Raw genomic sequence first — 26,318 nt, 5'->3', positions numbered from 1 at the left:
CTGCGATTGAGGGTAGAATAAAAGCATCCCATGCTTTAACGGAGGGCAGTGTGCAACTATCCGATTTTCTTCGTGCTCTGCGCGAATCAGGCACCCAGTATGCCTTTTACTTACATCGCCAGGGGGAACCCGCTCATTTGCAAGCCAATTGCGAACGCTTTTCCGCAGCTTCGCTGATCAAAGTCCCCATCCTGCTGGCTTGGCTGTACTTAGAACGCGAAGGACAACTGAATCGGAATGAATGGTGCAGCCTGGATGAGGAACCCCAGGTTCGGGGAGCCGGCTTTGCCTGGATGATGACCACACGCCGCCTAACTTACCATGATGTCCTGCTTATGATGATCACCACTTCTGATAACCTGTGCACGAACCTGGTCATTCGCCGAGTTGGTCTTGAGCGCCTCAATCGGGTCTTCCAGACCGGTCTAGGGCTAGCCGGTACGGTGATCCAGCGGAAACTTATGGACTTCGAGGCACGTGCCCGCGGTCTGGATAACTGGATCAGCCCTACCGACTGCATCCATCTGTTCGCGCTGATCCGCGATCTCGAACCACCGGAACGGCAGTGGGTGGATCAGGTTCTCAGCCTGAACCAGGATGACCGCTTGCTCAAGCGCAACCTCAACCCAGATGCGGTCACCTTCTGCCACAAAACCGGCAGCATCCCCGGCGTCCTCCACGACTGGGGATACACTCCCCAAGCCGAAGTCTTTTTACTCATGCAAAGCATTCAGGATGAACGCGCTGCGTTGGATCTATTTGGATGGGCGGGGGAACTGGCCTTATCCCCCTCTAAGGCGTGATCCCCGACTGCACCCAGTCTTCTAGTACCTGAAAACCGCAACGCAAGGCGTCCGGGTCCTCCTGAGCAGGCGAGACCTGACACGCTAGCACTTTATAAGATTGCAACAGCGATTGCTCAGAGTCAGGTACCTCAGACAAGTTGGCACAACCATGGGGTTGCCAGACCATTTGCAGGCGCTTGGCATCTAAATCACTTTCCACGATCACCAAAGCCTGTGCCACCATCGGGGAACCTGATTCGCCCTCAGTAAGCCAGGTCGGAAGCGGCTGCCACTCCAGAATCAACGGTGGGCACATTCTTCCGTGACCACGGGCAAATAAGGCCATGCGCACCGGGCCTCCCAGATGCTGCCAGGGGAAGATAGATCCGTCCGGTAATTGTGCTCCTCCATTGCGCTGCTCAAATAGGCGCTCCAAGCGCTCTACCACAGCCGTTCGCATCTCATCCAGAGTGAGTCCTGAAGCCGAAGCTGCCGGGGCGCGGTACATATCGCTCAAAAAGAGCGCTCCCAAAACCACCAGAAGCACTGCCAAAATCCGTGAGATTGAAAAGCGCGCACCCCCCCACGCTGTCTGGGTTCCAGATACCGGCAAGGGTGAAACCTCAGGCGCACCGAGTTGATGGTAGAGGCGCTCGTAATGTGCAATGGTGTGATTAAGATCGTGGGCTTGGGCCATCTGACGCCCTCGCTCCCCCATGACCGCCCAGGTTTCAGGATGTTCCAGAAACCATTGGATTTGAATCGCCAGGTCGTTGGGGTCACCGGGTTGGAATAGACGGCCGTTCTCCCCGTGATGGACCAGTTCCGGCAAGGCCATGGCACGGGCAGCAATTACCGGCTTGCCACAAGCCATGGCCTCCAGCGTAGCCAGGCTCAACGACTCCACATCGCCAGGCATGACAAACACATCCGCTGCCTGTAACAATTGGATCACCGCTTCGCGCGGCACCCAGCCCAAAAACTGCACCCGATCCTGGAGATGATGCGCAGACACCCAACGGCGCAACGTGGCTTCCATCCCCCCTTCCCCTGCCAATGCTACCTGGAAGGGCCTTCCCTGAACCTCAGCCACAGCTTTGAGCAACACCGGCAACCGCTTTTCCGGATCCAGGCGTCCCACGTAAAGAAAAAGAGGCCGATCCGGATCCAAATTCCAGGCCTGCCGCACCGTTCGAGGATCAACCGGCGGTTGGGCCTGCCAACCCTGCCAATCCACACCGCACGAGATGATATGAAGTGGAGAGCGCAATCGTTGCTGACGCAATATCTGCGCTGCGGCCGTAGAGGGCACGACGACACCATCCACGCGGTTGAGGTAAGAGAGCATCCAGCGCCAAGCGGCCCAAGCCACTATGGGACGGAAATAACGTGCCAGCCACGAAAAATACGGCGCCCAGATCTCCGGGCCAGGATGATGGGTTGCTAAAACTGGAATTCCTCGACGGCGGGCCTCTTTGAGAGCCGCCCGGCATAAAGGGGAGGAGTCCTGCAAGTGAACAATTTCGGGTTGAACGGCGTTGAAGATACCTCGCATCAACGTGCCCAAGCGCCACACCCACACCAACTCGTTACGAAGCAGGCTAAGGGGTAAGCCCGGCACGCGCCACACGCTCAAGTTACCGTATTCCTCCACTTTCAGTTTCCAACCGCGCTGCGGCACTACCACGCCTACCCAATGCCCATGTTTCACCAGCCCTTGGGCCAAGTTGCCGCTGAAGGTGGCTTGCCCATTCAAATGGGGCGGAAAAGTGGTGGTAACGATTAGGATACGCATAGCAAACATCAGCTCTTATGTTCTTTGGGCGTAGCGTCTTCGATCTTAAATGCTGGATGACGGCGCAACAAACGCGGCACAAAGAACATACCCAATATAAGAAAAAGAAGGGTAGAAGCAGTGGCCAAATACCGCACACCTTGGGTAATGTGCATCAGACTGTTGGCCATATAGTAACCGGCCGCCACAAAAGCCCCCGTAATCACCAGATTAGTAACAAAAATTGCCCCAAACCAGCGGCGCAAAGGCACCCGCGCCAACCCGGTAGCAATCAGCGCCGGGATGATCATCCCGTTAGTGAGTTTGGCAACTACCAGGATCTTAAGCGCATGGCGTTGAACCAGTTCTTGCAATCCTTCGATGTGTTCGCGACGGACTCCCAGCCAACGCCAGCGCGCCAGCCATTCTAAACGCCCGATATAGCCAAGGGTGTACCACAGCATATCTGCAATCAAGTTACCCAGCGATGCCGCGACAAAGACCGGAAAGGGAGCAACAAAGCCGGCAGAAGCTGCCGTGGCCGCCAATAAAATCGAAATGGGGCCTTCTAGGGCCACCATGAGCACCAACAGAGGGTAAAACCATCCCCCTACCGGAGCAAGCGGGATAAGGTGAAGCCATCCTATCGCACGGTCTAAGCCGTTGAGAAACCCTTCCATGACCTATCCCCGTTTGTGCTCGCCGATCTCACACCTTACTCTCACGTCCCTTTGAGGCGCTTAAGGATATTGATAATCATACTAGGCTGATTATAATACGTGAAACACCTTTCTTGAGTTTCCCTTCCCAAGATCAGGGATTGCCCCCATAATCAACTTACCGCTTTGACTTGACGCCCCCTTTTCTTTGGGATAGGATAACTGACGTGGCACTTCAACATTCTCCCCGCGTTCCTAATTGGATCATCCTAGGGGATGGATTCGTCCTGCTGGGGGTAACACTGGCTGGGGAAATCACACATGGGCTGACCCTGGCCTCAAGCCGCTGGCTTTCAACATTTATCCCCCTGCTTATTGGATGGGCACTGAGCGCCCCTGCCTTAGGGCTCTACCAACTTACTTTGGCTAGCCGCCTTGGGGTGAGCGGGCGCGCTCTTCGGGCTGCTCTCCTCACCGTTCCGTTGGCAGCCTGGCTGCGTGGCTTTTGGCTCCAAACCACCGTGATCCCTCTGTTTGTCCTGGTGCTAACCGCAACGGTTGGCGTTGGTATGGCTGTTTGGCGTGAGATTGCCGCTTTGGTGCTCCGCTCGAGAAAGGGCTGACGTGAACGAAACCACTTATATCGCCCGCGCGCTAGAGGGTGACCTGGAGGCGTTCAACCAGTTGGTACTGACCTACCAGGATAGTGCTTACAATTTGGCTTACCGCATGCTCAATGACCCCGATGCGGCGGCAGATGTTACCCAAATCGCCTTTATCGCAGCTTACCGTAACCTCAAAACTTACCGCGGTGGTTCCTTCCGCGCCTGGGTGCTACGAATGGTCACCAATGCTTGCTACGATGAATTGCGGCGGCGCAAGCGCCGCCCCACGGTGACGCTCGAGCCCTTCAACCGCGATGAAGAGGAAATCGAATCGCCAACCTGGCTCGCCGATAACCACCTCTCGCCTGAAGAAGCCGTTCAGATGCGTGAGGTTGAAAAAGCCATTACTCACTGCTTGCAGCAACTCCCGGAAGATTTTCGCGCTGTGGTGATCATGGTAGATGTGGAAGGATATGACTATAACGAAGTGGCCCAGATTTTAAGCAAACCCCTGGGCACGATCAAGAGCCGCTTGGCGCGCGCCCGTTTCCGCTTGCGCGACTGTCTAGCCGGATTCGCGGAACTATTGCCAGCCCGCTTTCGTCTAGATAAAGAGGAAATGGTATGAAAACGCGGCTCTCCTACAAGGACTGGGAACGCCTCTCTGCCTACCTGGATGATCAGCTCAGCGAGCGCGAGCGTCGCCAGGTGGAAGAGCAACTACGTACGCGCCCCGAATACCGTGAAGCCTGGGATAGCCTGCGCCAAACTCGGCATGTGCTCCGCCAGGCTCCGCGGCATAAAGCTCCCCGTGCTTTCACGCTAACGCCTGCTATGGTGACTTCTCACCAGCCACGCCCCTCGCTGATTTGGCAACTCGCCCCAGCGCTGGCCATCTTCTTAGTGGTTCTAGCTGTCTTGCTCGAGTGGCTTCCCTTACCGGAAGGCGGGAGGGCGATGCGCACCATAGCGCCCAGCGCTCCACAAATAGAGGCTCTGGGCATGACCGAGCCCACCCCCACCGCTGTTATCGTTTATTGGGGCGGGCCACCTCCACCTGCCGGCACTATGGGCATGGGCGGCGAAGGCGCCGCGGACATGGGCGGAGGCAGTTCTAAAGGGACAGTTCCAGAGCACCCACCGCTCCCCCCTACCACCCCTGCGCCCTTGGTGGTTCCCCCGCCTTACCCCTCCCAGCCGTTGACACCCCCACAGGCTACCCCCGAAATACGTACGTTGCAGGGCCCAGCCAACGAAACCCCCAACCCCATTTTGGGACTGCCGGCGCCTGAAGAGCGGGGTAAAATATACATAGCCACGCCTTCTGCTCTCCCTACCCCCGAGGGCCCTCGGGGCAGCGGAGTCCCGCTCAGGCGTTGGATTCAGGCCGGGTTGATTGGGATCGCCCTTGTCCTGAGCACCATACTTTTGATCCGAAAGTCGCGTTCCTGATGAACCAACGTCCGATTCGCTTTTGCCCCTATTGTGGTGTGCCCGTCGTCTCACGCTTTCTATTTGGACAGGAACGCCCCACCTGCCCTCAGTGCGGTTGGATTTACTTTGCCGACCCCAAAGTAGCTGCCGCCGCCATCGTAGAAGAGGAAGGCAAAATCTTGCTCACACGCCGCGTCAACGAGCCTTACCAAGGCTATTGGACCCTACCGGCGGGTTTCGTAGATGCCGGTGAAGATCCTGCCCGTGCCGCAGAACGCGAAACGTTCGAAGAAACTGGCTTGGAAATTCAAGTGACCGGACTAGTGGAAGTCATCAGTGGGCGTGAGCACGAGCGCGGCGCTGATATCGTCATCGTTTACCGTGCCAGGCGTGTTGGCGGTACCCTGCGCCCGGGTGATGATGCAGACCGCGTAGGATTCTTCGATCGTGAGCACCTTCCTCCACTGGCCTTTCGAGCCACCCGCCGCGCCCTTGGGGTAGAATAATAATAGAAACGGCAAATCCGCCCATTTTTTAGGGTATCTATGAGCCCACAAGCCAAGACCCGCAAGCCTTCCTCGCGCAAAGGCCGGGCTGGGGAGCGACTTCCGCGTCCGCGAGGTGCCCAACCCAAAACACGCACCGTATCACGACGAAAAACGGCAGCCCAAGCACCCAGCCGTTCACCGCACCTGCTCGTCCGTTTGCGGAGCCTATGGAAACGCATCTCTCCGGAACACAAAATGGATGCGCTGGGCGTCTTCCTAACCTTAACTGGCTTAGGGCTGTTCTTGAGCCTGATCTCACCTCAGAATGGGACGGTAAGTCAGGTTCTTCTGAACGCCCTACGGCGGTTCTTGGGCTGGGGAAGCCTCGCGGTGCCTTTTGCGATGATGATCACCGGCATCTGGCTGATCTTGCGCCGTATTGAGCGCCTCCCACTACCTTCAGCGCCACGCCTGGTCGGTTTGGGGTTACTCTACTGGAATTTATTGACTTGGCTACACTGGCTCAGCAGCAACCTAATCCTAGTTGGCCAAGGTAAAGGGGGTGGATGGCTTGGAGAACGCACCCTTTCGCTGCTTAATGACGCCTTAGGGCCTATGGGGACGGGAGTGGTGCTCCTGGCCTGGCTGGGCTTTAGCCTGATGCTGATCACCGACACCTCTCTCACCGTGCTGATCCAGCGCCTGAGCAAAGCCTGGCAGACGGCAATGACCAAGCGTAGCGGATTGTCACTTCCTCGGCATCCCACCTCGTCCTCCTCGCCCGCCCCAAAGACAGACGAGCCTCTTCCTCCCGAGTTTCAACCCCTGCCGGGAGTCACGCCGCGCAGCCCTGTTTCGGCAAAGCCGCGCCGGGCACACGCTGCCGAACCCACCACCGAGATGGCTCCTACCGCTTCTGCACCCCCAGCCAATGCTGAAGCCTCTTCCTCTTCTGAACCTCTGCCTCCCTCTCCCTGGATGTTACCAGCGCTGGACCAAATTCTCGACCCACCCACCCCCGCCGCTGCCCAGGACAATTTGGACCATGAGCGCGCTAAAATCATCGAAGAGACGCTGGCTTCATTCGGGGCCCCCGCCCATGTGGTGGATATCTCTCACGGTCCTACCGTTACCCGTTTTGGGGTCGAGCCGGATTTCATCGAAACGCGCAGTGGACGCACCCGTGTGCGGGTCAGTCGCATTGTTTCATTGGCCGATGACCTGGCGCTGGCGTTAGCCGCGCCGCGCATCCGCATTCAGGCGCCTGTGCCGGGTAAACATTATGTGGGTATTGAAGTCCCTAATATCGAGATCAGCCGTGTGGCGTTGCGCGAGGTGATTGAGAGCGAAGCATTCAAGCGCCTACGTTCCCCCTTGCGCTTTGCTCTGGGCAAGGATGTAGCTGGACGTCCGATTGCCGCTGATCTGGCCGCTATGCCCCATTTGCTGATTGCTGGGACCACTGGCTCAGGTAAATCGGTCTGCGTTAATGCCATCCTCACCTGTCTGTTGCTCCATAACACGCCAGCGGACTTGCGCCTGGTGCTGGTTGACCCTAAGCGGGTTGAACTCACCGGTTACAACGGCATTCCCCACCTGTTGACGCCCGTGGTGGTGGATACCGAGCGCGTGATTGGCGCTCTGCAATGGTTGCAACGTGAGATGGATGCCCGCTACCATAAATTTGCCCAGGTTGGGGTACGTAATTTACAAGAATATAATGTTCGCCACTCCCCACCATTGCCTTATTTGGTTGCCGTGATTGATGAACTGGCTGACCTGATGATGTTAGCCCCGGATGAGACCGAACGTAGTATTACCCGCCTGGCCCAACTGGCACGGGCGACCGGAATTCACCTGATCCTGGCTACCCAGCGTCCTTCTGTGGACGTTGTCACCGGACTGATCAAGGCCAACTTCCCGGCGCGGATTGCTTTTGCCGTGGCCTCTTCGATTGACAGCCGCGTCATTCTCGATCAGCCCGGCGCAGAGCGTTTGCTAGGGCGTGGCGATATGCTCTTTCAGGCCCCTGATGCGGCTGCTCCCGTCCGGCTTCAGGGCACATTTGTCTCCGAGGCCGAAATTCAACGCCTGGTGGATTACTGGCGCACCGCGGCGGCTCAACAGACTGTGCTCCCCTCCCCTAGCGCTAGCGGTGAAACAGCTGTAGATCTCCTCCCACCTCACGTTCCTCTCAAGCAGGGTGAACTATGGAATACCGAGCAAGGCGATCCACTCCTGCAGGAAGCGATTGACCTCGTGCGGCGCGAGGGGCGGGCTTCGGTCACTATGTTACAGCGCCGACTACGCATTGGTTATACCCGCGCTGCCCGGCTGATCGACGCTATGGAAGAACGAGGAATTATCTCTCCTGCCTTGCCGAATTCACCTATCCGCGAGGTGCTCGATTACGGGCCAGCCGCTCCCCCCGCCGAGGATTAAAAAGCCGGTCGCAGAGGCCTGCAACCGGCTACTGGTAGCGCAAATAATACTCTCTAAGAGGCAACTACTTTCAAGCCCGCTGCTTCACGCAGGAGTTCAGCCTTATCGGTACGTTCCCACGTCAGGTCAAGATCATCGCGGCCAAAGTGTCCATAAGCAGCAACCTGCCGATAGATAGGGCGCCGCAAATCCAGATCACGGATGATCGCGCCTGGGCGGAGATCAAAGTAAGTCTCAACCAGGCGCACAATTTCCTCATCGGGGATCAAGCCAGTACCAAAGGTCTCAACATTGATGCTTAACGGACGTGCCACACCAATAGCGTAAGCGACCTGGATCTCGCAGCGCTCCGCCAAACCTGCCGCTACAATGTTCTTAGCCACATAACGTGCAGCATAAGCACCCGAGCGATCTACTTTCGTGGGGTCTTTACCGCTGAAGGCACCGCCACCATGGCGCCCCATCCCACCATAGGTATCTACGATGATCTTGCGCCCAGTCACACCAGCATCCCCTAATGGACCGCCAATGACAAAGCGCCCAGTGGGGTTAACGTAAATCTTCATCTCTCGATCCACCATATGCGGAGGTAACACCGGCAGAATCACATGCTCAATGATCGCCTCGCGCACCTGCTGTTGGGTAATCTCTGGTGCATGTTGAGCACTGATCAGCACCGTATGAACCCGTGCCGGCTTACCGTAGTGGTATTCAATTGTGACCTGAGATTTGCCGTCTGGGCGCAGCCATGGCAGGATACCGTTTTTACGCACTTCGGCCAGGCGCCGCGTGAGTTTATGCGCCAGATAGATCGGCATAGGCATTAGCACTGGGGTTTCGTTACAGGCATAGCCAAACATCATTCCCTGATCACCCGCACCGATCTTCTCAATTTCGGCATCCGTCATCTCACCGGTCTTGGCTTCCAAGGCCTGATCTACCCCCATGGCAATATCGCCCGATTGCTGACTGATCGCCACCTGCACCGCACAGGTATTACCATCAAAGGATTTACTCGAATCATCATAGCCGATATCGAGGATCACCTTACGCGCTAACTGATCGAAGTTAATCGTGGCGCGGGTGGTAATTTCGCCCAGAAGCATCACAAAGCCGGTCTTGGTCGCGGTTTCGCAGGCCACGCGTGAGTACGGGTCCTGCGCCAGACAGGCATCCAACACAGCATCACTGATTTGATCACACATTTTATCAGGATGCCCCTCGGTCACCGATTCCGAGGTGAACAGGTACCGAGGCGAATTCATGAAAGACGTGTTCATTTTCGGGTCTACCTCCTAAAGAGATTTTAGAAAAAGAAAATGCCCCTTCTGGGATAAGGAGGGGCAATCACTACACTCGTGTAGGCTGCCCTCTTATCTTCCAGAAATTGACTTTCTGCCGGACTTGGCACCTTGGATGCGTATGCGCCCACATCATACGCACCCAGGTTGTCGAGGCTTCATCGGGCCGGTCCCTCCGCCTCTCTGGATAAGAGGTGCCTGTAAAGGCTATTCAATTGTCAACAATATATTATCACACCCCCCCTCGAATGTAAAGGATGATCCTTATTTACTGCCTTGTTGCGTTCCGGGGCAAATATAATCGGTGACAAAGCGAGAGTCTTTAAATGACAAATGGAACTGGTAAAAAGACCTCATTTGGATTATATTCTTTTTCTAGAATAATATTACCTTTAAAGGCAGTTTCATGCAACCCTATTTGCTCGAGATAAAAGATTTGTACTTGGCCCGCGAGGGTCATGTGCTGTTGAATAATGTCAACTTGGCCCTGAAACCAGGGGAGATTCATGTACTGTTGGGCCTTAACGGTTCGGGGAAGTCTACGCTTGCATACACCATTATGGGATGCAGTGGTTACACCCCTGACCGCGGTCAAATCCTCTTTGAGGGCCGCGACATCACCGGACTGAGCCTTTCAGAACGTGCGCGTTTGGGGATTACTCTTGCCTGGCAAGAACCGGCCCGCTTCGAGGGCATCCCAGTGGGTAAATATATTAGTCTAGGCATGAAAGAGTCGAGCCGGCAACGCGTGTTAGAAGCTCTTGAAGCCGTGGCCCTCCCCCCGGCTCAATATGCCTATCGAGCGGTGGATAAAACCCTCTCCGGTGGCGAGCGCAAGCGCATTGAATTGGCCGCCGTGTATGCAATGCGCCCACGCCTGGCCATTCTCGATGAACCGGACTCCGGCATTGATACGCTTTCTCTGACGGATATAGAGCGCCTGATTCGACGCATGGCCGATGAAGGAAGCACTGTTTTACTCATTACCCACCGCGATGAATTGGCCGAAATCGGCGATAGTGCTTCCCTGATGTGCCTGGGCAGCATTGCTTATGTTGGCAATGCGGAAGAAACACGGCGCTTCTACCGCGAACATTGCCAACGGCACCCTATGCCGCCGGAACCCATGACTTTGGGCCTCGAATCCAAGGAGAACCAACCATGACCCACGCAATCCGCTTTACTCCACCCTCTGGCGAGATCGCTCCAGCCTGGGCGGGTGAACTCAAGGCCATGATGGATGCCTATCAACAGGCCGGCGGCGATCCCAAGGTGCTTGAGCTGCCTCAAGTTGCCACCCTGGTCATTTCCGCTAACCAAGTCTTAGTTGCTCATGAAATTCCTGGTGTGCACTTTAGGGCCGAGAGCTTGCCCCACGGCGTCCGTGCCCGTATTTGGGTTGAACCTCACACTCGCCTCGCCCAACCTGTCCACCTGTGCTTTGGGTTGCTACCGGCAGAGGGCATTCAAGAGATTGTTGCCGATTATGAGATCGGCGACTATGCCCAGGTGCGCTTCCTGGCACACTGTTCGTTCCCCAATGCCGTCAAAGTTGAGCACCGCATGCAAGCACGCATTCAGGTGGGCCGTCAGGCCAGCCTGACTTATGCTGAAGAGCACTTTCACGGCCCTTACGGCGGGACGGTGGTCGTGCCCCAGGCCGAGGTAAGGGTTGAGGATGGCGGACACTTCATCACCACCTTTGCCCTGACACGGGGGCGGGTGGGTGATCTGCGCCTAGATTACCACGTGCGCGTTGGCGCCGGTGGTGTAGCGGAACTGGTCACCAAAGCCTATGGCAAGAGCGAGGATACCATCCACGTGCGCGAAGTGGTCGTCTTGGATGGCCCTGGTGCTCGTGGTCTGACCCGCACACGCATTGCCGTCCAGGATCGCGCCCAAAGTCGGGTAGATACGGTCACTGAGGGGAACGCCCCAGGTGCCCGCGGACACATGGATTGCACCGAGATCGTGCGCGGACAAGCCCAGGCCAGTAACAATCCTTTAGTCATCGTTCGCCACGATCAGGCGCAAGTCACCCACGAAGCTGCCATTGGTACTGTCAACCGCAAGGAACTGGAAACGCTGATGGCGCGGGGACTGAGCGAAGATGAAGCGGTGGATTTGATCATCCGCGGGCTGATGCGCTAACCATAGTCGTAACAGTCCAACTAGCAGAACAGCCCAGGGCGCACCCGGGCTGTTCCAAAAATGAAGCGGAGATTGGCGTTAGTCAGCCGAAGCCGAGACCTCTGCAGGTGCACCCGCAGCCACTTCCCAGGCTTTGGTGTTGCGCAGGAATAAGAAGAACGCCACACCCAGCAAAGCCGCTAGAACCAACAGCCCCAGCGCACCCAGCCCCATCACTGTGCGGACGAAGAGGAATGGCGGCCACAGGAAACCATCTGCGATGCTGGTAATCTGCACTGCGCCTTCAGGCAGTGAAAAGCCGGAGGCCACCGCCGCGGAAGTGAAGAGCGGTGCCATGGAGGTAGCGATGTAGAAGCCAATTGCCAGGGTAATCGTCCCGGCGATAACGATGCGCAGCACATTCCCGCGCATCACCGGCGCCGTCATAGCCACCACGAAGGGGATTACGGCCAAGTCGGCAAAAAGGATGACGCGGTTACCCGGCAGGATGATGCTGAGCAAAATGGCAATCGGAACAAGCACTAGCGCACTAGCAATCGCGGCCGGATGGCCGATCAGGATGGCCGAGTCGAGGCCAATGTAGAACTCGCGATCGCCACCCGCGCGCTTCTGCATGAACTCACGTGCCGACTCAGAGATCGGGATCAAGCCTTCCATCAGGATTGCCACCATGCGCGGGAGCAGCAACATAACAGCAGCCAGGTTAATGCCGGCCCCCAGGACTTTGGCCAGCACCGTCACCGCATCACCCGCATTGTAGAAAGCGATGGCACCCAATACCAGACCGATGACCAGGCCCAAAATAACCGGCTCACCAAAGACACCCAAACGCTTGCGGATGGTCTCAGTATCCCACTCAGCATCGCGCAACCCTGGGATGCGTTCAATGACCCAGTTGGTGGCAATCGCGATAGGCACGATGGGAGCAGAGGTCAAGTGGGGGATAGAAATACCCGGCAGGCTGTAAAACTTCTGCACCGCTTTGGCCGTCCAGTCACCCAGGAAAAGCGCCAGGGCTGCCGCTAACGCCGCACCGATCAACCCGTACAGCAGATTGCCAGTACCGGCTACAATGAGCGAGCCGATGAAAGCAAAGTGCCAGTAGTTCCACACATCCACATTCAGGGTGCGGGTCAGGCGCAAGGTCAGCAGCACCAGGTTAACCACCAGGGTTAACGGAATCACCCACAACCCCACCGAAGAGCCGAAGGCAATGGCAGCGGCTGAAGGCCAACCCACATCCACCACATCGCGGGTGACGCCGGTGTTTTTCACGATGGCCTGCGCCACCGCGGTCAGGTTGGTCCACATTAAGCCAATGACCAGGTTGATACCGACGAAAGCCACACCGATGGTGACGGCAGCGCGGAAAGCCCGCCCTGGCTTGGCGCCCAGGATCAAAGCCAGCAAGAAGATAATGATGGGGAGCATGACAGTGGCGCCGAGCGTGTCAAACAACGTCTTAATCGCACTTAGTACGGCTTCCATTTTTGCCTCCTGAGAGGATTGAAATAAAAAACGGGGATCGTGAAAGATTAACGATCAAGATAGGGGAATTATTGTTTCAGGATCTCTTCAATCTGCCTTAACACCTCCTCCTTTCCGATTCCCGTGAGAAACGCCAGGGTTTGAATCACGGGTTTGCCAAGATTTGAAGGCAGCGGGGTGGTTGTGACGATCAGGTCGGCATCGGCAGCCAGGCTCGGCACTTCTGTCGCTTTGCACTGACGGGTTGTAATGTTGATCCCCCGCTTCTTCATTTCTTCTTCAATGGCATGGGCTACCACAGTGGAAGTTGCAATGGCTGTACCGCAGGCCACCAGAACGACTTTAGGTTTGCTCACGTTAACCTCCTCACAGATCAGGTTTAGAAGGATGGGATTTGATGGGTATCAGCGATAAAACTACAAATCACCAACATTCACGATTGCGTAGGCACTACCTGCGCCAGTACCCGCCGCACCTCCTCTAGTGTTTGTGCAGCAACCAGTTCACTAACGACCTGGGGATTCTGTAAAATGGTGGCCACTTGTTGTAGCATCTCGACTTGTGACTTAGGCTGCTCCAAGGCTAGCAAGAAGACCAGACGCACCGGAACAGCATCTGTGGGATCAATCATGTTCTGAAACACCACTGGCGTAGGCAAGGTTGCCAGCCCCACAGCCGGGCGGATGACATGTTCAATGTCCGTGTGCGGGATCGCCGCATGAATTTCGCCCGAGAGTCGCAGACCCGTTGGCAGCCGCGCTTCGCGCTCCAGCGCCGCCTCGGCAAATGTCTCCCGCACATACCCCCCCTTGAACAATGCTGCTGCCAGGTGTCGGATGACCGCCTCAGCCGAGGTGGCTGGAAAGTTAAGCGCAACCGCCTCCGGCGCTAATAAGTCTAGCAGATTTAATAAAGTTGAGTCCACACTCCCTCCGGTCTAAAAATTGTAAGTCTCACACCACCATCACCTCGGGTTGCTCCAGCGCCTCCCGCAAATCCGCCAGAAAGCGCGCGGCCACTGCCCCATCCACCACCCGATGGTCAGCGCACAGAGTTAGGCTGAATACGGGGCGTACCTGAATCTTCCCCTCCGCATCGGCCACCACCTCCCGTCGCAGACTCCCCACCGCCAGAATAGCCACCTGCGGCGGATTGATAATGGCCGTAAAGCGTTCTATCCCCAACATGCCCAGGTTAGAGATGGTAAAAGTGCCCTCAACAACATCTTCGGGCCTCAGGCGATTGCCCCGTGCCCGTTCCACCAGATCCCCGATCTCACCCGCCAGTTGCAGTAGGTTCTTCCGCGCAGCATCCCGCACCACCGGGACAATCAATCCCTCCTCCACCGCCACGGCAATTCCCAAGTTAACCTGGGCAGGAATCAAGATTTGTTCGCCTTGCGGTGTATTCGCCAGCCAGGCGTTCAGTCGCGGGTGCTGGGTCAGCGCCCAGGCACATGCCCGTGCAATGACAGCAGTTAGGCTAACCTTGGTTTGCCCCTCTTTCAAGCGCTGATTTGCGCGTGCCCGCAGGGCCTCTGCGGCTGTGGCGTCCACGGTGATCTCCAGGTGGATATGCGGGGCATTTTGAGCGCTCTGCTGCATGCGCTGGGCAATAACCTTGCGCATCCCGGCCAACGGGATGACCTGAGCAATCGGCGTTTGCACGCCAAAGGTCTCTCCACTCGGCGCAGGAGCGACCGGCCTTGCCACTTCAGGGGCAATCTCAGGAACCGTAGCAACGGTTTGAGCCCGCGTAGCATAGGCACGTTGCACATCCTCCGATTGAATGCGCCCTTGGGGACCGCTTCCTGCCACTTGGTTCAAATCTACCCCCAGCTCACGCGCCAACCGTCGCGCTGCAGGTACAGCCCGCACCTTACCCTCAACTTCTTGCCGGCTGGCCAAGTAGGCCTCAACATCTTTGCGCGTGACCCGCCCCCCCGGCCCACTCCCCTGGATTTGGCTCGGATCCACCCCCGCCACTTCAGCCAGGCGCGCTGCCACGGGGGTAACCCGCACCCCCTCGCCCTCAACCGGCTTTTCGGCGGGGAAGGCAACCTCTTGAGGCGGAGTTCCTGCAGCGGCAGAAGCAGGCGCACCTCCCGGCAAGGCCTCACCAGGCTGCAGGATATAGGCGATCACCTGGGTGACCGGCACCACCTCCCCTTCCTGGTAACGCACGCCAGCCAGAATGCCGCTGGCGGGGGCCTCCACTTCCATGTTGACTTTATCCGTCGTCACTTCGGCAATCGGTTCACCCTGCTCAACCACGTCCCCTTCGTGCTTAAGCCAGCGCACGATTTCCGCTGTCTCCTGGGTAAAGCCAAACTTGGGCATGATCACTTCGTGCGCCACGCTTCCCTCCTAGTAAACCCCTTTGACCAATTTACGGGCTTCTTCCACGATGTTTTCTACCTGAGGCACAGCGTGATACTCCAGGGTACGGTTATAAGGGATCGGGATATCCAAGCCCGCTAAGCGACGCACCGGGGCTTCCAGATAGTCAAATGCCTCGCTCTCGACGATGCGCGCAACGATCTCGCCGCCAAACCCACCCATTTTGACCGCCTCATGTACCACCAGGGCACGCCCGGTCTTCTTCACCGAACGGATAATCGGAACATCATCCAGCGGACGTAGCGTGCGCGGGTCAATGATCTCCACTTCAATGCCCTCTGCCTGCAACTGCTCGGCGGCTTGTAAGGCGCGTTGCACCATGACCGAAGTGGCTACGATGGTCAAGTCTTTCCCTTCGCGCACAATGTGACTTTGCCCCAGTGGAATGCGATACATTTCTTCGGGTACTGGCCCTTTGACTTTATAGAGCAATTTGTGCTCGACAAAAATGACTGGATTGTCGTCTTCAATGGCTGCAATTAATAACCCCTTGGCATCATAAGGGGTACTGGGCATGACTACTTTCAACCCCGGCACATGGACAAACCAATTCTCCAGGCTTTCAGAATGCTGCGCCGCCGCACCCGTGCCCGAACCCCCTGGCATACGTAGCACAAACGGCACTTTGGCCTTGCCCCCAAACATAAAGCGAATCTTGGCGGCCTGGAGTACTAACTGCTCCATGCTCAGGGTCACAAAGTCCATGAACTGGATCTCGCCCACCGGACGCATCCCGGTCAGCGCGGCGCCAATACAGGCGCCGGCAATTCCGGCTTCCGAAATCGGGGTATCAATGACCCGCTCTTCGCCAAATTGCTCAATTAACCCCGCGGTCGCCCCAAAGGCCCCCCCATAAATGCCGATATCCTCACCGATGAGAAAAACCGTTGGATCCTCGGCCATTTTCTGGGCCAGGGCTTCGCGGATGGCTTCGACGTAAGTAATCTCACGCATAGACACCCTCAAGAATGGTGCTCACATCGGGTTCGGGACTGGCCTGGGCAAATGCAACCGCCGCCTCCACTTTGCGCTGCGCTTCGGATATATAAACCGCCAATTCCTGCTCACTCAAACCCAGTAGGCCGGCAAAGCGGCGAATTGGATCGCGCTGTTGCCAGGCCTTGACTTCCTCACGGGTGCGATAAGCCTGACGATCGCTCTTGGAGTGCCCACGCCAGCGATAGGTCACAGCCTCTACCAGGGTCGGACCCTGCCCACTGCGGGCACGTTCTGCCGCCTGGCGCACGGCGGCGTAGACGGCCAACACATCATTACCATCCACCGTTATGCCAGGAATACCATAGGCACATGCTCGCTGGCTAATGCGTTCGATGTTGAACGCCTTGGTCATCGGCATAGACATGGCATATTGGTTGTTCTCACACAGGTACACCACCGGCAAATCCCAAATACTGGCCATGTTCAGCGACTCATGGAATGCACCTTCATTGGCCGCTCCGTCCCCAAAGATGGTCAGGCAGACCTGGTGAGTGCGGCGCATTTTGATGCTCAACCCCACCCCCACCGAGATGGGAATCCCACCCCCCACAATGCCGTTGGCACCGAGGTTGTTCGCCTCCACATTGGCGATGTGCATTGAGCCGCCACGCCCACGGCAGTAGCCGGTTTCCTTACCCAGGAACTCGGCCATCATCAGGTTTACATCGCTCCCCCAGGCCAAGCAGTGCCCATGTCCGCGGTGATGGTTAAGTAAGTAGTCTCCTTTCTGCATGGCACGGGTAGCGCCAACTGCCACGGCTTCCTGGCCAATCGAGAGGTGCATTGTGCCATGCACCATCCCCCGGGCAAAGAGATCCTCAGCCTTTTCTTCAAAGGCACGGATCAGGCACATGGTCGCTAACATATCCAGAGCCTGGTCACGTCCCAGTTCGGTTAATAACTGGTCATGATCCACTGGAATCGTATTCTCAATTACCATCAGGTTCGGTTGCGTTGACATATGACAAAGATCCTTCCTCCAATACACGTAAAGCAAAGGTTGCGGCAACCTCGTCGGTCACCAGACGATTAATCAGCCCGGAGCGGCTGGCGGCGAGGATCGGCAAAGCCTTGGCTTGCCCTCCGGCCACCCCGATACGAATGGAGACACGGCGTAAGGTCTCTGCGTCAATGCCCAGAATACAGCGGGTCAACGGGGTATCCACCAGCGAGCCATCCAGGGCAATGTGAATAGCACACACATCTCCCACCGCGCCGGCGGCGCGCAGACCCTCCAATTGTTCGGCGGTCAGGTAGCCAGCGCGCAGGAGGCTGGCATGCTCGGGTTCTACCGTCCCAACACCAACCAACGCCAGATCAATTTGACGGAAGAACTGAGTTACGCGCTGCACATGGGGCGCCCGCATCAGCGACTGACGGGTAGCCTCACTGTCCACAATTAGCGGCACCGGCAGTGTGGCGTACTGACCAGTTAGGGCACGGGCCATGCGCCGCGCCAGTTCAGGACCATCAATATCCGGGTTAGGAGTGCCCAAAGCCCCAATCATCTGCACTACACGGATACCGTGAAACGTGCGCGGTTGCAGCGCATTCACCGTTTCATAAACCGCCGTGCCCCACGAAGTCCCCAGCGTCATATAGTCGTGCAGATAGGTCTCTAAAAACCGCGCTGCCAGCACACCTAAGCGACGCAGCATCTCACTATGGGCCAGCGTTCCCCGCGCCATCACCCACGCTTCGTCTAGATTTAGATGTGCCTGCAGGGCTTGTTCAAGATCCCGGCGTCGCTGCATGGGATGGTTGATGCGAATCTCGACCACTCCTTGCCGCCGGGCCTCGGTTAGCAGGCGCGACACCATTGAGCGCGAATAGCCGGTAATTTTGGCAATCTGGTCCTGCGTCAGATTGGCTTCATAGTACATCTCGGCAATCCGCGCTAGCAGATCCAGACGATCTGCGTTCATCAACATTCTCAAACCCGGCAAATACGAATGGAGGCTAATTGCGATTATAAGAATTATCCATGCCTTGACAAGTCATTTGTGAATATAATTCACAAATGTGAAAACATTGCCACCTAATCCTTAACCCATTCTTAAACCGTCTTTCGAGCAACCTTAACACGCCTCGTTTATACTGAGATGCGAAACAATCTCATCCAAAACGAGAGGAGAAGACCCATGCGTAAGTTATTTCGTCTGGTAAGTTTACTCTTCGTAATCGCCATTGTGGCCAGCGCCTGTGCTCCGGCAGCCACCCCTGCACCTTCCGAGCCGACAGTCATTGAAATCACTCGCATTGTTCAGGGTACACCACAGGTCATTACCGCCACTCCCGCCCCGACTAGTGCGGCTGATGTTGAAGGCACTATCTTGATCGATGGTTCCAGTACGGTCGCGCCCGTCACCGCTGCCATTGCCGAAGAGTTCCAGGCTGAATACCCGAACGTGCGCGTCCCGGTGGGCATTTCGGGCACCGGCGGGGGATTCAAGAAATTCTGCAACGGCGAAACGGATATTTCTAACGCCTCCCGCCCGATTAAGGAATCGGAAACCGAACTCTGCGAACAGAACGGCATTGAGTACATCGAACTGCCGGTGGCATTTGATGGCCTGGCTGTAATGGTCAACCCTAAGAATGATTTCGTCGAATGTCTGACTGTAGAAGAGTTAAAGAAAATTTGGGAACCGGAGGCCGAAGGCAAGATCACCAAATGGAGCCAGGTGCGCGCGGGCTTTCCGGACCGACCCCTGACGCTCTACGGTGCCGGCACGGACTCAGGGACATACGATTACTTTACTCAGGCCATCGTCGGCAAAGAGGGGGCTAGCCGGGGTGACTTCTTGCCCAGCGAGGACGATAATGTTCTGGTACAGGGCATAGCGGGAGATGAAAACGCCTTAGGGTTCTTTGGTCTGGCTTACTACGAGGAGAATAAGGATAAACTAAAACTGGTCGCCATTGATAATGGAAACGGCTGTGTCCTGCCCACCCTAGAGACCGTCTCCAACGGTACCTATCAGCCCCTCTCGCGTCCCATCTTCATCTACGTCAACCGTGCTCGCGTGGATCAGAAGGATGAAATCAGTGCCTTTGTGGCCTTCTACCTCAAAAACGCTTCCAAGATCGTCAAAGAAGTAGGTTACATCCCCCTGACCCCTGAACTCTACGAACTGGCCCAAAAGCGCTATGATAACCGCATCACCGGCTCGATCTTCGAGGGACGTGGCTCCACTGTGGGCGTCAGTCTGGCAGATCTGCTGGCCAAAGAGCAGCAGTAACCATCGCTGACTCAAAACCAGATTTCATGTAAAATCTACCTGGGAAGGGCCAGATAGTCCCTTCCCAGGCTTGCATGGGAGAAGGTCCATCATGGAAACCGCAAAAACTGCACCCCTCACAACCACCTCACCCTCACCAATTGCTCAAGCCCTCAAGCGCCGTCCCCGTACCGTTGAGCGCCTGATTCAAACCGGGCTGCTCATCTGCGCTGCCGTCTCAATCCTAACCACGCTTGGTATCGTCTTGACCCTGCTACGCGAGACGATACTCTTTTTCCAACAAGTCTCCATTGTTGAATTCTTCACCGAAACGCGCTGGACCCCCCTTTTCGCCTCTAAGAAATTTGGCATCTGGCCGCTGGTCAATGGCACCGTCCTGGTTGCGGCAGGTGCCATGATTATTGCTCTTCCGCTGGGGCTGCTGGCAGCCATCTACATGAGCGAATATGCGTCAGAGAATATGCGACGTATCCTCAAGCCGATCCTGGAGGTCCTGGCGGGTATCCCCACAGTAGTGTACGGGTACTTTGCACTGCTCTTTGTCACCCCTCTACTTAAGTCCATTTTCCCCCAGACTCAGACTTTCAACGGCGCCAGCGCCAGCATTGTGATGGGGTTCATGATCCTGCCCATGGTAGCCTCCATTTCTGAGGATGCACTTTCGGCAGTGCCCCGCTCGCTCCGGGATGCTGCTTACGCCCTGGGCGCCACCAAACTGGAGGTATCCACACAAATCGTAGTCCCGGCCGCGCTTTCAGGAATTAGTGCTTCTTTCATTTTAGCCGTCTCACGTGCCATCGGCGAGACCATGATTGTAGCCATTGCCGCTGGTCAACAACCCAAACTAACCCTCAACCCGCTTGAATCTATCGAAACCATGACTGCGTATATCGTCCAGGTCAGCCTGGGGGATACCCCGCAGCAGAGCTTGGCTTACCTGACCATTTTTGCTGTGGGTGCGATGCTCTTCTTTATGACCTTGGTGATGAATGTGATCAGTCATTTCCTCACCCGCCGCTTCCGCGAGGTGTACGAATGAACACAAGCGATTTTCTCAGTCCCGTTGAACTGCAACGCTTGCAACAGCGCAAACGTTACGGAAAATTGTTTGAACTCTTCGCTTTGATGGCCGTTCTGATCGGGATTGTAGTGCTGCTCACCTTGCTAATTGATGTTTTCCTGGACGGGCTTCCCTGGTTGCGTCCCGAACTTTTCACCCAATTCCCCTCGCGGTTTCCGGAGAAGGCGGGGCTGCGCTCTGCCCTCCAGGGTACGCTTTGGCTGGCCGTGATTACGGCCGTACTCTCCTTTCCCATTGGCGTTGCGGCGGCCATCTATCTTGAGGAATACGCTCAGGATAACTGGTTTACCCGCTTCATTGAGATCAACATCTCTAACCTGGCCGGCGTACCCTCGATCATTTACGGCTTGCTGGGATTAGGGTTGTTCGTGTACGGGCTCAACTTGGGACGCAGTCTGCTGGCTGGTGCCCTGACCATGACCCTGCTTATATTGCCCACGGTGATCGTCGCCTCGCGCGAAGCCATCCGTGCTGTGCCGCGCAGCATACGCCTAGCCGCCTTTGGTGTGGGAGCCACGCCTTGGCAGACTGTGCGCGATCACGTCTTACCTTACGCAATGTCGGGAATTTTGACCGGCACCATCCTGGCTATGTCTCGTGCCATTGGCGAAACTGCCCCGCTGATCACTATCGGGGCCCTCACCTACATTCGCTTCGACCTGCGCGGCCCGCTGGATATCTTCACCGTCCTGCCCATCCAGATTTTCAACTGGATCTCACTACCACAAAAAGAGTTCCAGCAACTTGCCGCTGCCGGCATCATTGTGCTTCTAGGGGTATTGCTGCTCCTCAACACTACCGCTATTATCTTGCGCATTCGCCTACAAAAGCGCTGGTGAACGACCCAGCAACACGCCACCGGGCAGGGTATAATAGTTGTGTGAACACCCTGTCAACTTTGGCCCATTTATGCGAGGCTTACAATATCCTTATTGTTTACCTTATTTGGCAGCCAAGCCAAGGCGGCGGTAAACCTCCTCTTGCACGGCGAACCCATACCCGCCTCATCTAGCGATATAGATGTTGGCATTTTACCTGCCCGCCGCCTTGCAGTGCGGGAAAAAGTGGAATTTGCGCAGGCCCTGGAAGATCTGTTCGTGAGCGTATGCAAATGATCCTCACCAGAAACCTATGATGCCCCAGAAAATCTCCCGCCGCGTGGTCGTAGATCGCTTGGCTTGGATCTCCAAATATGCTGGACCACATCCAGAGGTTGCCCTTGACATCCCGCGATGAATTCTTCGGGGACCCCCGCAATCTTTTTGCAGCCGAATTGTGTCTTCGACGCGCCCTTGAGGCTTTGTTTGACCTGGGACGACACATCCTAGTGAAGGGCTTCGCTTTAGGGGTGAGCGAGTACAAAGAAATTGCCCGTGCTCTTCACCAAAATGGCGTAATCAACGCCGAAGAAAGTGCTCTGTTGAATATTCTGGCTGGCTATCGCAACCGCCTAGTTCATTTTTATCATGAAGTCAGCCCAGAAGAACTTTATGAAATTTGCACCCATCAACTTGGCGATATCACCCGTATCGCAAGTGCCCTTCAAAAATGGATCAACGCCCATCCGGAAAACCTGGATGAGGGGATATAAAGTCCATGCTACTGGCTTGACATTCCCCCCGTTCCGGCTAAAATTGAATTAGTGTAAAAATTACACCAATTCATCTCATGCTCTTCACCTAAGGAGGTGTAATCATGCCTCGCCTGAACCTGGAACCCCAAAGCGGGCCCTTCTTGCGCTATTTGGAACAGTGGCTGGCTCAGTTACCGGTGGTCAGTCTGAAGGAGATCGCCCCTGACCCTGCACGAGCGGCTATCGTCTCAGTGGACGTAATCAACGGCTTCTGTGTTAGCGGACCGCTAGCCAGCGAGCGCGTGGGGCGCATCGTGGAACCCATTGCCTCGCTCTTTCAGCGCGCTTGGGATTACGGCATCCGCCACATCATCCTGATCCAAGATAGTCACGAGCCGGATGCGGTTGAATTCGCCGCCTGGCCGCCCCACTGCGTGCGCGGCACCGCCGAGGCCGAACCTGTGGATGCCTTTAAGCGCCTGCCTTTCTTCCCTCAAATGGTAATTTTGGAGAAGAACTCCCTTTCTTCGGGTCTGAACACAGGGCTAAACGACTGGTTGGCCCAGCATCCGGAAGTCAATACGTTCATTGTGGTAGGGGATGTTACCGACTTGTGCACCTATCAACTGGCTATGCACCTGCGCCTGGATGCCAACGCGCGTCAATTACAGCGCAGGGTGATTGTTCCAACCGATGGTGTGGAAACTTACGATCGCCCCATCGAGGTTGCCGAAAAAGAAGGGGGCTTTCCCCATCCTGGCGATTTAATGCACGCCATTTTCCTCTACCACATGGCCCTTAACGGAATCGAGGTGGTGGAGAAAATTACCTGATCAACTCGCCTGACGCGGGATCAATCGCATTGGCATCCCACCTTTCGGGCGCAGGGTTACCAGCGGCTTTGCCTGCACCGGGCCTGCGCCCGCAAAACTCAGGCGAAAGCGCTGCAACACCCGACTTAGAATCAACTGAGCCTCAACCAGAGCGAATTGATTGCCAATGCACAGGCGCGGCCCACCCCCAAAAGGAATGTAGGCGAAACGTGGATAAGCCCTTGCCTTGTCCTCAGCAAACCGTTCGGGGTGGAAAGCTTCAGGTTCATCCCAGAACTCAGGATGACGGTGCAACACATAGGGACTGATGATGATTAGCGCACCCCGTGGGATGGAGTGCCCCATCCACGCATCCTCGGCGATGGCCCGCCGCGTGATCAACCACGCCGGCGGATAGAGACGCAAGGCTTCGGCGAACACTTGGGTGGAATAGGTTAACTTCGGCAAATCCTCTCGCGTTGGTGGACGTCCATCCAGGACCGTGTCAATCTCAGCAAGCAGAGTAGCCTCTACCTCAGGGTGCTGCGCCAAAAGGTACCAAGTCCAGGTCAGGGCCGTAGCAACGGTCTCATGCCCCGCTACAATCATGGTGACCAGTTCATCCCGCACCTGCTGACGCGTCATTTGACCAGCCTGCTCAGCCTGCACCAGTAGATTCAACAGAGTTCCCCCTTGTGCCTTCCCATCGCGCCTTTGATCCAGAATGGCATCTACGGCCCGCTCCAACTCGGCCAAAGCGCGTTTGAAGGCGCGATTGCGCGGGGTCGGCCAGTTCAGGGGCGGTACCACCAGATTCTGAGCGCGATAAATCACATAATCTAAGGCGGTGAGCACCGCCCTGACCAACTGAGGGGCCTCACGGCTGAGATCCAAACCAAACAGAGCCAGACCCACGACCTCTAGCGCCGCTTCCAGCATTTCATGGTCTACGTCCACGATCTCCTGCTGGATGGCCAAATGCTCCCACCGCTGCAGCATCCGATCAACGACCGGCAGCACCACTTCATCCAGAGCCATCAAATGCGGGCGAGCAAAAGCCGGCTGAAGTAATCGTCGATGTGCCAGCCACATGTCCCCATCCGCTGTCAGTAATCCCTGACCGGTCACCAGAGCCAACGTACGGTATTGAAGGGTATCTTTCGTATAATAGCGGTTTTTTTCCTGCAATACATGCTTCACAGCGTCCGGATGATTGATAAAAAAGGCCTGGGTAACTCCTACATCAAAGTGCACCCAATCTCCATAGCGTCGGGCACATTCCAGCAGAAAGCCAGGAGTATCCGTACGGATGCGCGGTAGATGCGGGAGCAATTGATAGCCCTTGAGCGTGGTCATACTTTGAACTCTCTTTTCGTAATCAATGACATCCTCATTTTACGTGCACACCAATATAAGGAGAGCGGGTTTATATAACCCGCTCTCGCACCCACTAGCCTGTCTTTATGGGCGCGGATTCTCCCAGTAGCGAATTTGATCTACCTGGATGGTGAGATTTTCGGTTTCACGAGCCCCCACGAAGACACCAAAGTAGCCCTCGAGGAAGCGATCGTCGCGCACTTCGGTAAGCAGCACCCCATTGGCGTAGAGGGCATAGCGATCACCAATCGCCATTACTCCCAAGCGATTGACCTGATTAGGCCCTGCGTTAATGGCCGCATCGGACTTCCAGTTCACCAGGGTGATCATCTCGCCTCGGGTCCCAACCGAGGCATTCCAACGACGTAGCCCGTATTTACCATCACACGTCAAGCCGAACAGGTAACCTCGGTCGGGATTGCTTAGGATCGGCACCCGGAAAAACAGGCCGTAGCGATCGCTACCCTTGCACTCACCAGTGCGGAAGGTTGCCTCCAGGTAAAAATCAGCCACTTTTGGCCAAGTCATCCGCCAGCCGTCCGTGGGAGTCAAGCCGGTTAACCGCATCACACCATCCCGAAACTCAATACGCGTGTATTGATCCGGGCCGGTGGGCCAATTGCGATCGTTATCCATGGGATCTGTCCAGGTGGCACTACCCAGTTTGAGTACCGGATCGGTTGCAGGCGGGGTAAAAGCATAAGTGGGTGTCGGCTGAGTCGTCACCGTGGCAGTGGCTGTAGGCACAGGTGTCTCCGGCGGCGGGTAGGCTGGCAGCGTGGCCGTTGGCTCAGCGGGGAGTGGCGTAGGGGTCTCAGTTGGCGGGATGGCCGTGGGAGGCTCCGTAAATGCCACAGTGGGCAACGGTTGGGTTGGGGTGGGCTCAAGAGGCGGGGAAGTCGGCGTGGGCATAGCTGTTAGAATTTGGGCCACCTGTGTCGCCATCTCTGCATCCGAAGGGGTGGCCCGCTGCCCGAGTAGCCCACACCCGCTCAATACCACAGCCAGGATAAAAATGCCAATCCATCGTGCTTTCATTGTCAGCTCCTTCTACGTTCCCCTCAGGCTTCTGAGGAAAAGGGGGATATTGTACAGACGTAGAAAACGCGTTGCAAGTTCCGGGCCTCACGCTTTATAACCGATACGCCGCAAGAAGCCTTTGCGCCAGGCAATGCCCTCTTCATCTTCAATCCCCTTGGGGCTGCTGCCATCCACCACTCCCAAGATGCCACGTCCTTGATCGGTTTCGGCCACGATGACCTGGAGCGGGTTAGCCGTGGCGCAGAAGATACGACACACCTCAGGAACCGCCTGAATAGCCTTGAGCACATTAATGGGGTAAAATCCCTCGCCTAAAAAGACAAAGAAAGTATGTCCCGCGCCCACTGCCAGGGCGTTCTTTTGCGCCAAGGCAATCAGATCGGGATCCGTCCCGCTCCAGCGCACTAAACAGGCACCCGAAGCTTCACAAAAGGCCAACCCGAACTTGATACCCGGTACACTGGTCACTAGCGCCTCATGAATATCTTCCACCGTCTTGATGAAATGCGATTGACCCAGGATGACGTTCACGGCTTCCGGTTTTTCGATCGGCACGACTTTGATTTCCATGGGGTCACCTCCTATGATTTTCCTCGCCCAAATGGGGTCATTCTTCCGATAATTTTACTGCTTCCTGCCAAGTTGCATTAAAATAAGGGACACGAAT

At 56.3% G+C, this 26,318-nt stretch carries 26 protein-coding genes and 1 riboswitch; of the genes, 13 read left to right on the top strand and 13 right to left on the bottom strand.

Annotated elements, in window-relative coordinates:
• The first annotated feature begins 50 nt into the window (after nucleotides 1-50).
• On the top strand, nucleotides 51-803 hold the full coding sequence (locus tag Q0721_RS00510) for a serine hydrolase (RefSeq protein ID WP_299024195.1): 753 nt from the start codon (nucleotides 51-53) through the stop codon (nucleotides 801-803).
• Here Q0721_RS00510 and Q0721_RS00505 read toward each other — a convergent pair.
• Nucleotides 793-2,580, bottom strand: coding sequence for a glycosyltransferase (locus Q0721_RS00505; protein WP_299024194.1), 1,788 nt, complete (start codon nucleotides 2,578-2,580; stop codon nucleotides 793-795). The two genes, Q0721_RS00510 and Q0721_RS00505, sit on opposite strands and share 11 nt — an antisense overlap.
• An 8-nt stretch (nucleotides 2,581-2,588) precedes the next feature.
• Complete coding sequence (locus tag Q0721_RS00500; RefSeq protein ID WP_299024192.1) at nucleotides 2,589-3,239, bottom strand: VTT domain-containing protein; 651 nt, start codon at nucleotides 3,237-3,239, stop codon at nucleotides 2,589-2,591.
• A 206-nt stretch (nucleotides 3,240-3,445) separates the two neighbouring features.
• On the opposite strand from Q0721_RS00500, the gene Q0721_RS00495 reads away from it, so the two are divergent.
• The 5 genes from Q0721_RS00495 to Q0721_RS00475 are packed head-to-tail and all read left to right on the top strand — an operon-like array spanning nucleotide 3,446 to nucleotide 8,187.
• Complete coding sequence (locus Q0721_RS00495) at nucleotides 3,446-3,841, top strand: DUF3054 domain-containing protein (RefSeq protein WP_299024190.1); 396 nt, start codon at nucleotides 3,446-3,448, stop codon at nucleotides 3,839-3,841.
• Nucleotide 3,842: 1 nt separating this feature from the next.
• Nucleotides 3,843-4,451 carry a sigma-70 family RNA polymerase sigma factor gene (locus tag Q0721_RS00490; RefSeq protein WP_299024188.1) on the top strand — a complete coding sequence of 203 codons (609 nt, stop codon included), beginning with the start codon at nucleotides 3,843-3,845 and terminating at the stop codon, nucleotides 4,449-4,451.
• Nucleotides 4,448-5,275, top strand: a complete 828-nt coding sequence (locus Q0721_RS00485) for a zf-HC2 domain-containing protein (protein ID WP_299024186.1) — start codon at nucleotides 4,448-4,450, stop codon at nucleotides 5,273-5,275. Before Q0721_RS00490 ends, Q0721_RS00485 begins: the two co-directional genes overlap by 4 nt.
• On the top strand, nucleotides 5,275-5,763 hold the full coding sequence (locus Q0721_RS00480) for an NUDIX hydrolase (protein WP_299024184.1): 489 nt from the start codon (nucleotides 5,275-5,277) through the stop codon (nucleotides 5,761-5,763). The genes Q0721_RS00485 and Q0721_RS00480 overlap by 1 nt, the downstream gene beginning before the upstream one ends.
• 39 nt (nucleotides 5,764-5,802) lie before the next feature.
• The gene (locus Q0721_RS00475; protein ID WP_299024182.1) at nucleotides 5,803-8,187 is read left to right on the top strand and encodes a DNA translocase FtsK; all 2,385 of its coding nucleotides are present in this window, start codon (nucleotides 5,803-5,805) and stop codon (nucleotides 8,185-8,187) included.
• Between the two features lie 53 nt (nucleotides 8,188-8,240).
• Here Q0721_RS00475 and metK read toward each other — a convergent pair whose 3' ends face one another.
• Nucleotides 8,241-9,467 (bottom strand): methionine adenosyltransferase, encoded by a 1,227-nt coding sequence (gene metK / locus Q0721_RS00470; RefSeq protein ID WP_299024180.1) that lies wholly within the window; start codon nucleotides 9,465-9,467, stop codon nucleotides 8,241-8,243.
• 90 nt (nucleotides 9,468-9,557) lie between these two features.
• Nucleotides 9,558-9,682, bottom strand: a riboswitch (SAM riboswitch).
• Nucleotides 9,683-9,894: 212 nt separating this feature from the next.
• Between metK and Q0721_RS00465 the strand changes: the two genes are divergently transcribed.
• Both Q0721_RS00465 and Q0721_RS00460 read left to right on the top strand, forming a co-directional pair.
• A complete protein-coding gene (locus Q0721_RS00465) occupies nucleotides 9,895-10,653 on the top strand; it encodes an ABC transporter ATP-binding protein (protein WP_299024178.1) in 759 nt (252 codons plus the stop codon).
• Nucleotides 10,650-11,639, top strand: a complete 990-nt coding sequence (locus tag Q0721_RS00460) for a SufD family Fe-S cluster assembly protein (RefSeq protein ID WP_299024176.1) — start codon at nucleotides 10,650-10,652, stop codon at nucleotides 11,637-11,639. Before Q0721_RS00465 ends, Q0721_RS00460 begins: the two co-directional genes overlap by 4 nt.
• Before the next feature lie 78 nt (nucleotides 11,640-11,717).
• On the opposite strand, the gene Q0721_RS00455 is transcribed toward Q0721_RS00460, so the two are convergent.
• The 7 genes from Q0721_RS00455 to Q0721_RS00425 form a co-directional block, all read right to left on the bottom strand.
• Nucleotides 11,718-13,127: a PTS transporter subunit IIC gene (locus Q0721_RS00455; RefSeq protein ID WP_299024174.1), complete on the bottom strand. Its 1,410-nt coding sequence runs from the start codon at nucleotides 13,125-13,127 to the stop codon at nucleotides 11,718-11,720.
• A gap of 68 nt (nucleotides 13,128-13,195) precedes the next feature.
• On the bottom strand, nucleotides 13,196-13,483 hold the full coding sequence (locus Q0721_RS00450; RefSeq protein ID WP_299024172.1) for a PTS sugar transporter subunit IIB: 288 nt from the start codon (nucleotides 13,481-13,483) through the stop codon (nucleotides 13,196-13,198).
• A 77-nt stretch (nucleotides 13,484-13,560) separates the two neighbouring features.
• Complete coding sequence (locus tag Q0721_RS00445; protein ID WP_299024170.1) at nucleotides 13,561-14,052, bottom strand: PTS sugar transporter subunit IIA; 492 nt, start codon at nucleotides 14,050-14,052, stop codon at nucleotides 13,561-13,563.
• A 28-nt stretch (nucleotides 14,053-14,080) separates the two neighbouring features.
• Entirely contained in the window at nucleotides 14,081-15,484 is a 1,404-nt protein-coding gene (locus Q0721_RS00440) for a dihydrolipoamide acetyltransferase family protein (protein ID WP_299024168.1), read from the bottom strand.
• Between the two features lie 9 nt (nucleotides 15,485-15,493).
• On the bottom strand, nucleotides 15,494-16,480 hold the full coding sequence (locus Q0721_RS00435) for an alpha-ketoacid dehydrogenase subunit beta (protein ID WP_299024166.1): 987 nt from the start codon (nucleotides 16,478-16,480) through the stop codon (nucleotides 15,494-15,496).
• A complete protein-coding gene (locus Q0721_RS00430; protein WP_299024164.1) occupies nucleotides 16,473-17,486 on the bottom strand; it encodes a thiamine pyrophosphate-dependent dehydrogenase E1 component subunit alpha in 1,014 nt (337 codons plus the stop codon). Before Q0721_RS00430 ends, Q0721_RS00435 begins: the two co-directional genes overlap by 8 nt.
• Complete coding sequence (locus tag Q0721_RS00425) at nucleotides 17,455-18,450, bottom strand: sugar-binding transcriptional regulator (protein WP_299024162.1); 996 nt, start codon at nucleotides 18,448-18,450, stop codon at nucleotides 17,455-17,457. The genes Q0721_RS00430 and Q0721_RS00425 overlap by 32 nt, the downstream gene beginning before the upstream one ends.
• 216 nt (nucleotides 18,451-18,666) lie before the next feature.
• On the opposite strand from Q0721_RS00425, the gene Q0721_RS00420 reads away from it, so the two are divergent.
• The 5 genes from Q0721_RS00420 (at nucleotide 18,667) to Q0721_RS00400 (ending at nucleotide 23,254) form a co-directional block, all read left to right on the top strand.
• A complete protein-coding gene (locus Q0721_RS00420; protein WP_299024160.1) occupies nucleotides 18,667-19,767 on the top strand; it encodes a PstS family phosphate ABC transporter substrate-binding protein in 1,101 nt (366 codons plus the stop codon).
• A gap of 91 nt (nucleotides 19,768-19,858) precedes the next feature.
• A complete protein-coding gene (gene pstC / locus Q0721_RS00415; RefSeq protein ID WP_299024158.1) occupies nucleotides 19,859-20,806 on the top strand; it encodes a phosphate ABC transporter permease subunit PstC in 948 nt (315 codons plus the stop codon).
• A complete protein-coding gene (gene pstA, locus Q0721_RS00410) occupies nucleotides 20,803-21,687 on the top strand; it encodes a phosphate ABC transporter permease PstA (protein ID WP_299024156.1) in 885 nt (294 codons plus the stop codon). The genes pstC and pstA overlap by 4 nt, the downstream gene beginning before the upstream one ends.
• A 380-nt stretch (nucleotides 21,688-22,067) precedes the next feature.
• Entirely contained in the window at nucleotides 22,068-22,439 is a 372-nt protein-coding gene (locus Q0721_RS00405; RefSeq protein WP_299024153.1) for a DUF86 domain-containing protein, read from the top strand.
• A 104-nt stretch (nucleotides 22,440-22,543) separates the two neighbouring features.
• Nucleotides 22,544-23,254, top strand: coding sequence for an isochorismatase family cysteine hydrolase (locus tag Q0721_RS00400; protein ID WP_299024151.1), 711 nt, complete (start codon nucleotides 22,544-22,546; stop codon nucleotides 23,252-23,254).
• On the opposite strand, the gene Q0721_RS00395 is transcribed toward Q0721_RS00400, so the two are convergent.
• The 3 genes from Q0721_RS00395 to Q0721_RS00385 form a co-directional block, all read right to left on the bottom strand.
• Nucleotides 23,255-24,589, bottom strand: a complete 1,335-nt coding sequence (locus Q0721_RS00395; protein ID WP_299024149.1) for a cytochrome P450 — start codon at nucleotides 24,587-24,589, stop codon at nucleotides 23,255-23,257.
• 105 nt (nucleotides 24,590-24,694) lie between these two features.
• Nucleotides 24,695-25,648, bottom strand: coding sequence for a hypothetical protein (locus tag Q0721_RS00390; RefSeq protein ID WP_299024147.1), 954 nt, complete (start codon nucleotides 25,646-25,648; stop codon nucleotides 24,695-24,697).
• 87 nt (nucleotides 25,649-25,735) lie between these two features.
• A complete protein-coding gene (locus Q0721_RS00385; RefSeq protein WP_299024145.1) occupies nucleotides 25,736-26,221 on the bottom strand; it encodes an adenosine-specific kinase in 486 nt (161 codons plus the stop codon).
• Between the last annotated feature and the right edge of the window lie 97 nt (nucleotides 26,222-26,318).

The organism is uncultured Thermanaerothrix sp., from assembly GCF_938028735.1.
Lineage (GTDB): Bacteria > Chloroflexota > Anaerolineae > Anaerolineales > Anaerolineaceae > Thermanaerothrix.
Note: the sequence above shows the minus strand (reverse complement) of the source record. Positions and strands in the feature narration are given on the sequence as shown.

Bases quoted from the DNA above. Each gene is read 5' to 3' on its own strand.
- Q0721_RS00505 (WP_299024194.1), bottom strand. From the start codon at position 2,580: ATGCGTATCCTAATCGTTACCACCACTTTTCCGCCCCATTTGAATGGG.
- Q0721_RS00500 (WP_299024192.1), bottom strand. From the start codon at position 3,239: ATGGAAGGGTTTCTCAACGGCTTAGACCGTGCGATAGGATGGCTTCAC.
- Q0721_RS00485 (WP_299024186.1), top strand. From the start codon at position 4,448: ATGAAAACGCGGCTCTCCTACAAGGACTGGGAACGCCTCTCTGCCTAC.
- Q0721_RS00480 (WP_299024184.1), top strand. From the start codon at position 5,275: ATGAACCAACGTCCGATTCGCTTTTGCCCCTATTGTGGTGTGCCCGTC.
- Q0721_RS00475 (WP_299024182.1), top strand. From the start codon at position 5,803: ATGAGCCCACAAGCCAAGACCCGCAAGCCTTCCTCGCGCAAAGGCCGG.
- metK (WP_299024180.1), bottom strand. From the start codon at position 9,467: ATGAACACGTCTTTCATGAATTCGCCTCGGTACCTGTTCACCTCGGAA.
- Q0721_RS00465 (WP_299024178.1), top strand. From the start codon at position 9,895: ATGCAACCCTATTTGCTCGAGATAAAAGATTTGTACTTGGCCCGCGAG.
- Q0721_RS00460 (WP_299024176.1), top strand. From the start codon at position 10,650: ATGACCCACGCAATCCGCTTTACTCCACCCTCTGGCGAGATCGCTCCA.
- Q0721_RS00455 (WP_299024174.1), bottom strand. From the start codon at position 13,127: ATGGAAGCCGTACTAAGTGCGATTAAGACGTTGTTTGACACGCTCGGC.
- Q0721_RS00435 (WP_299024166.1), bottom strand. From the start codon at position 16,480: ATGCGTGAGATTACTTACGTCGAAGCCATCCGCGAAGCCCTGGCCCAG.
- Q0721_RS00430 (WP_299024164.1), bottom strand. From the start codon at position 17,486: ATGTCAACGCAACCGAACCTGATGGTAATTGAGAATACGATTCCAGTG.
- Q0721_RS00425 (WP_299024162.1), bottom strand. From the start codon at position 18,450: ATGAACGCAGATCGTCTGGATCTGCTAGCGCGGATTGCCGAGATGTAC.
- Q0721_RS00420 (WP_299024160.1), top strand. From the start codon at position 18,667: ATGCGTAAGTTATTTCGTCTGGTAAGTTTACTCTTCGTAATCGCCATT.
- pstC (WP_299024158.1), top strand. From the start codon at position 19,859: ATGGAAACCGCAAAAACTGCACCCCTCACAACCACCTCACCCTCACCA.
- pstA (WP_299024156.1), top strand. From the start codon at position 20,803: ATGAACACAAGCGATTTTCTCAGTCCCGTTGAACTGCAACGCTTGCAA.
- Q0721_RS00400 (WP_299024151.1), top strand. From the start codon at position 22,544: ATGCCTCGCCTGAACCTGGAACCCCAAAGCGGGCCCTTCTTGCGCTAT.
- Q0721_RS00395 (WP_299024149.1), bottom strand. From the start codon at position 24,589: ATGACCACGCTCAAGGGCTATCAATTGCTCCCGCATCTACCGCGCATC.
- Q0721_RS00390 (WP_299024147.1), bottom strand. From the start codon at position 25,648: ATGAAAGCACGATGGATTGGCATTTTTATCCTGGCTGTGGTATTGAGC.
- Q0721_RS00385 (WP_299024145.1), bottom strand. From the start codon at position 26,221: ATGGAAATCAAAGTCGTGCCGATCGAAAAACCGGAAGCCGTGAACGTC.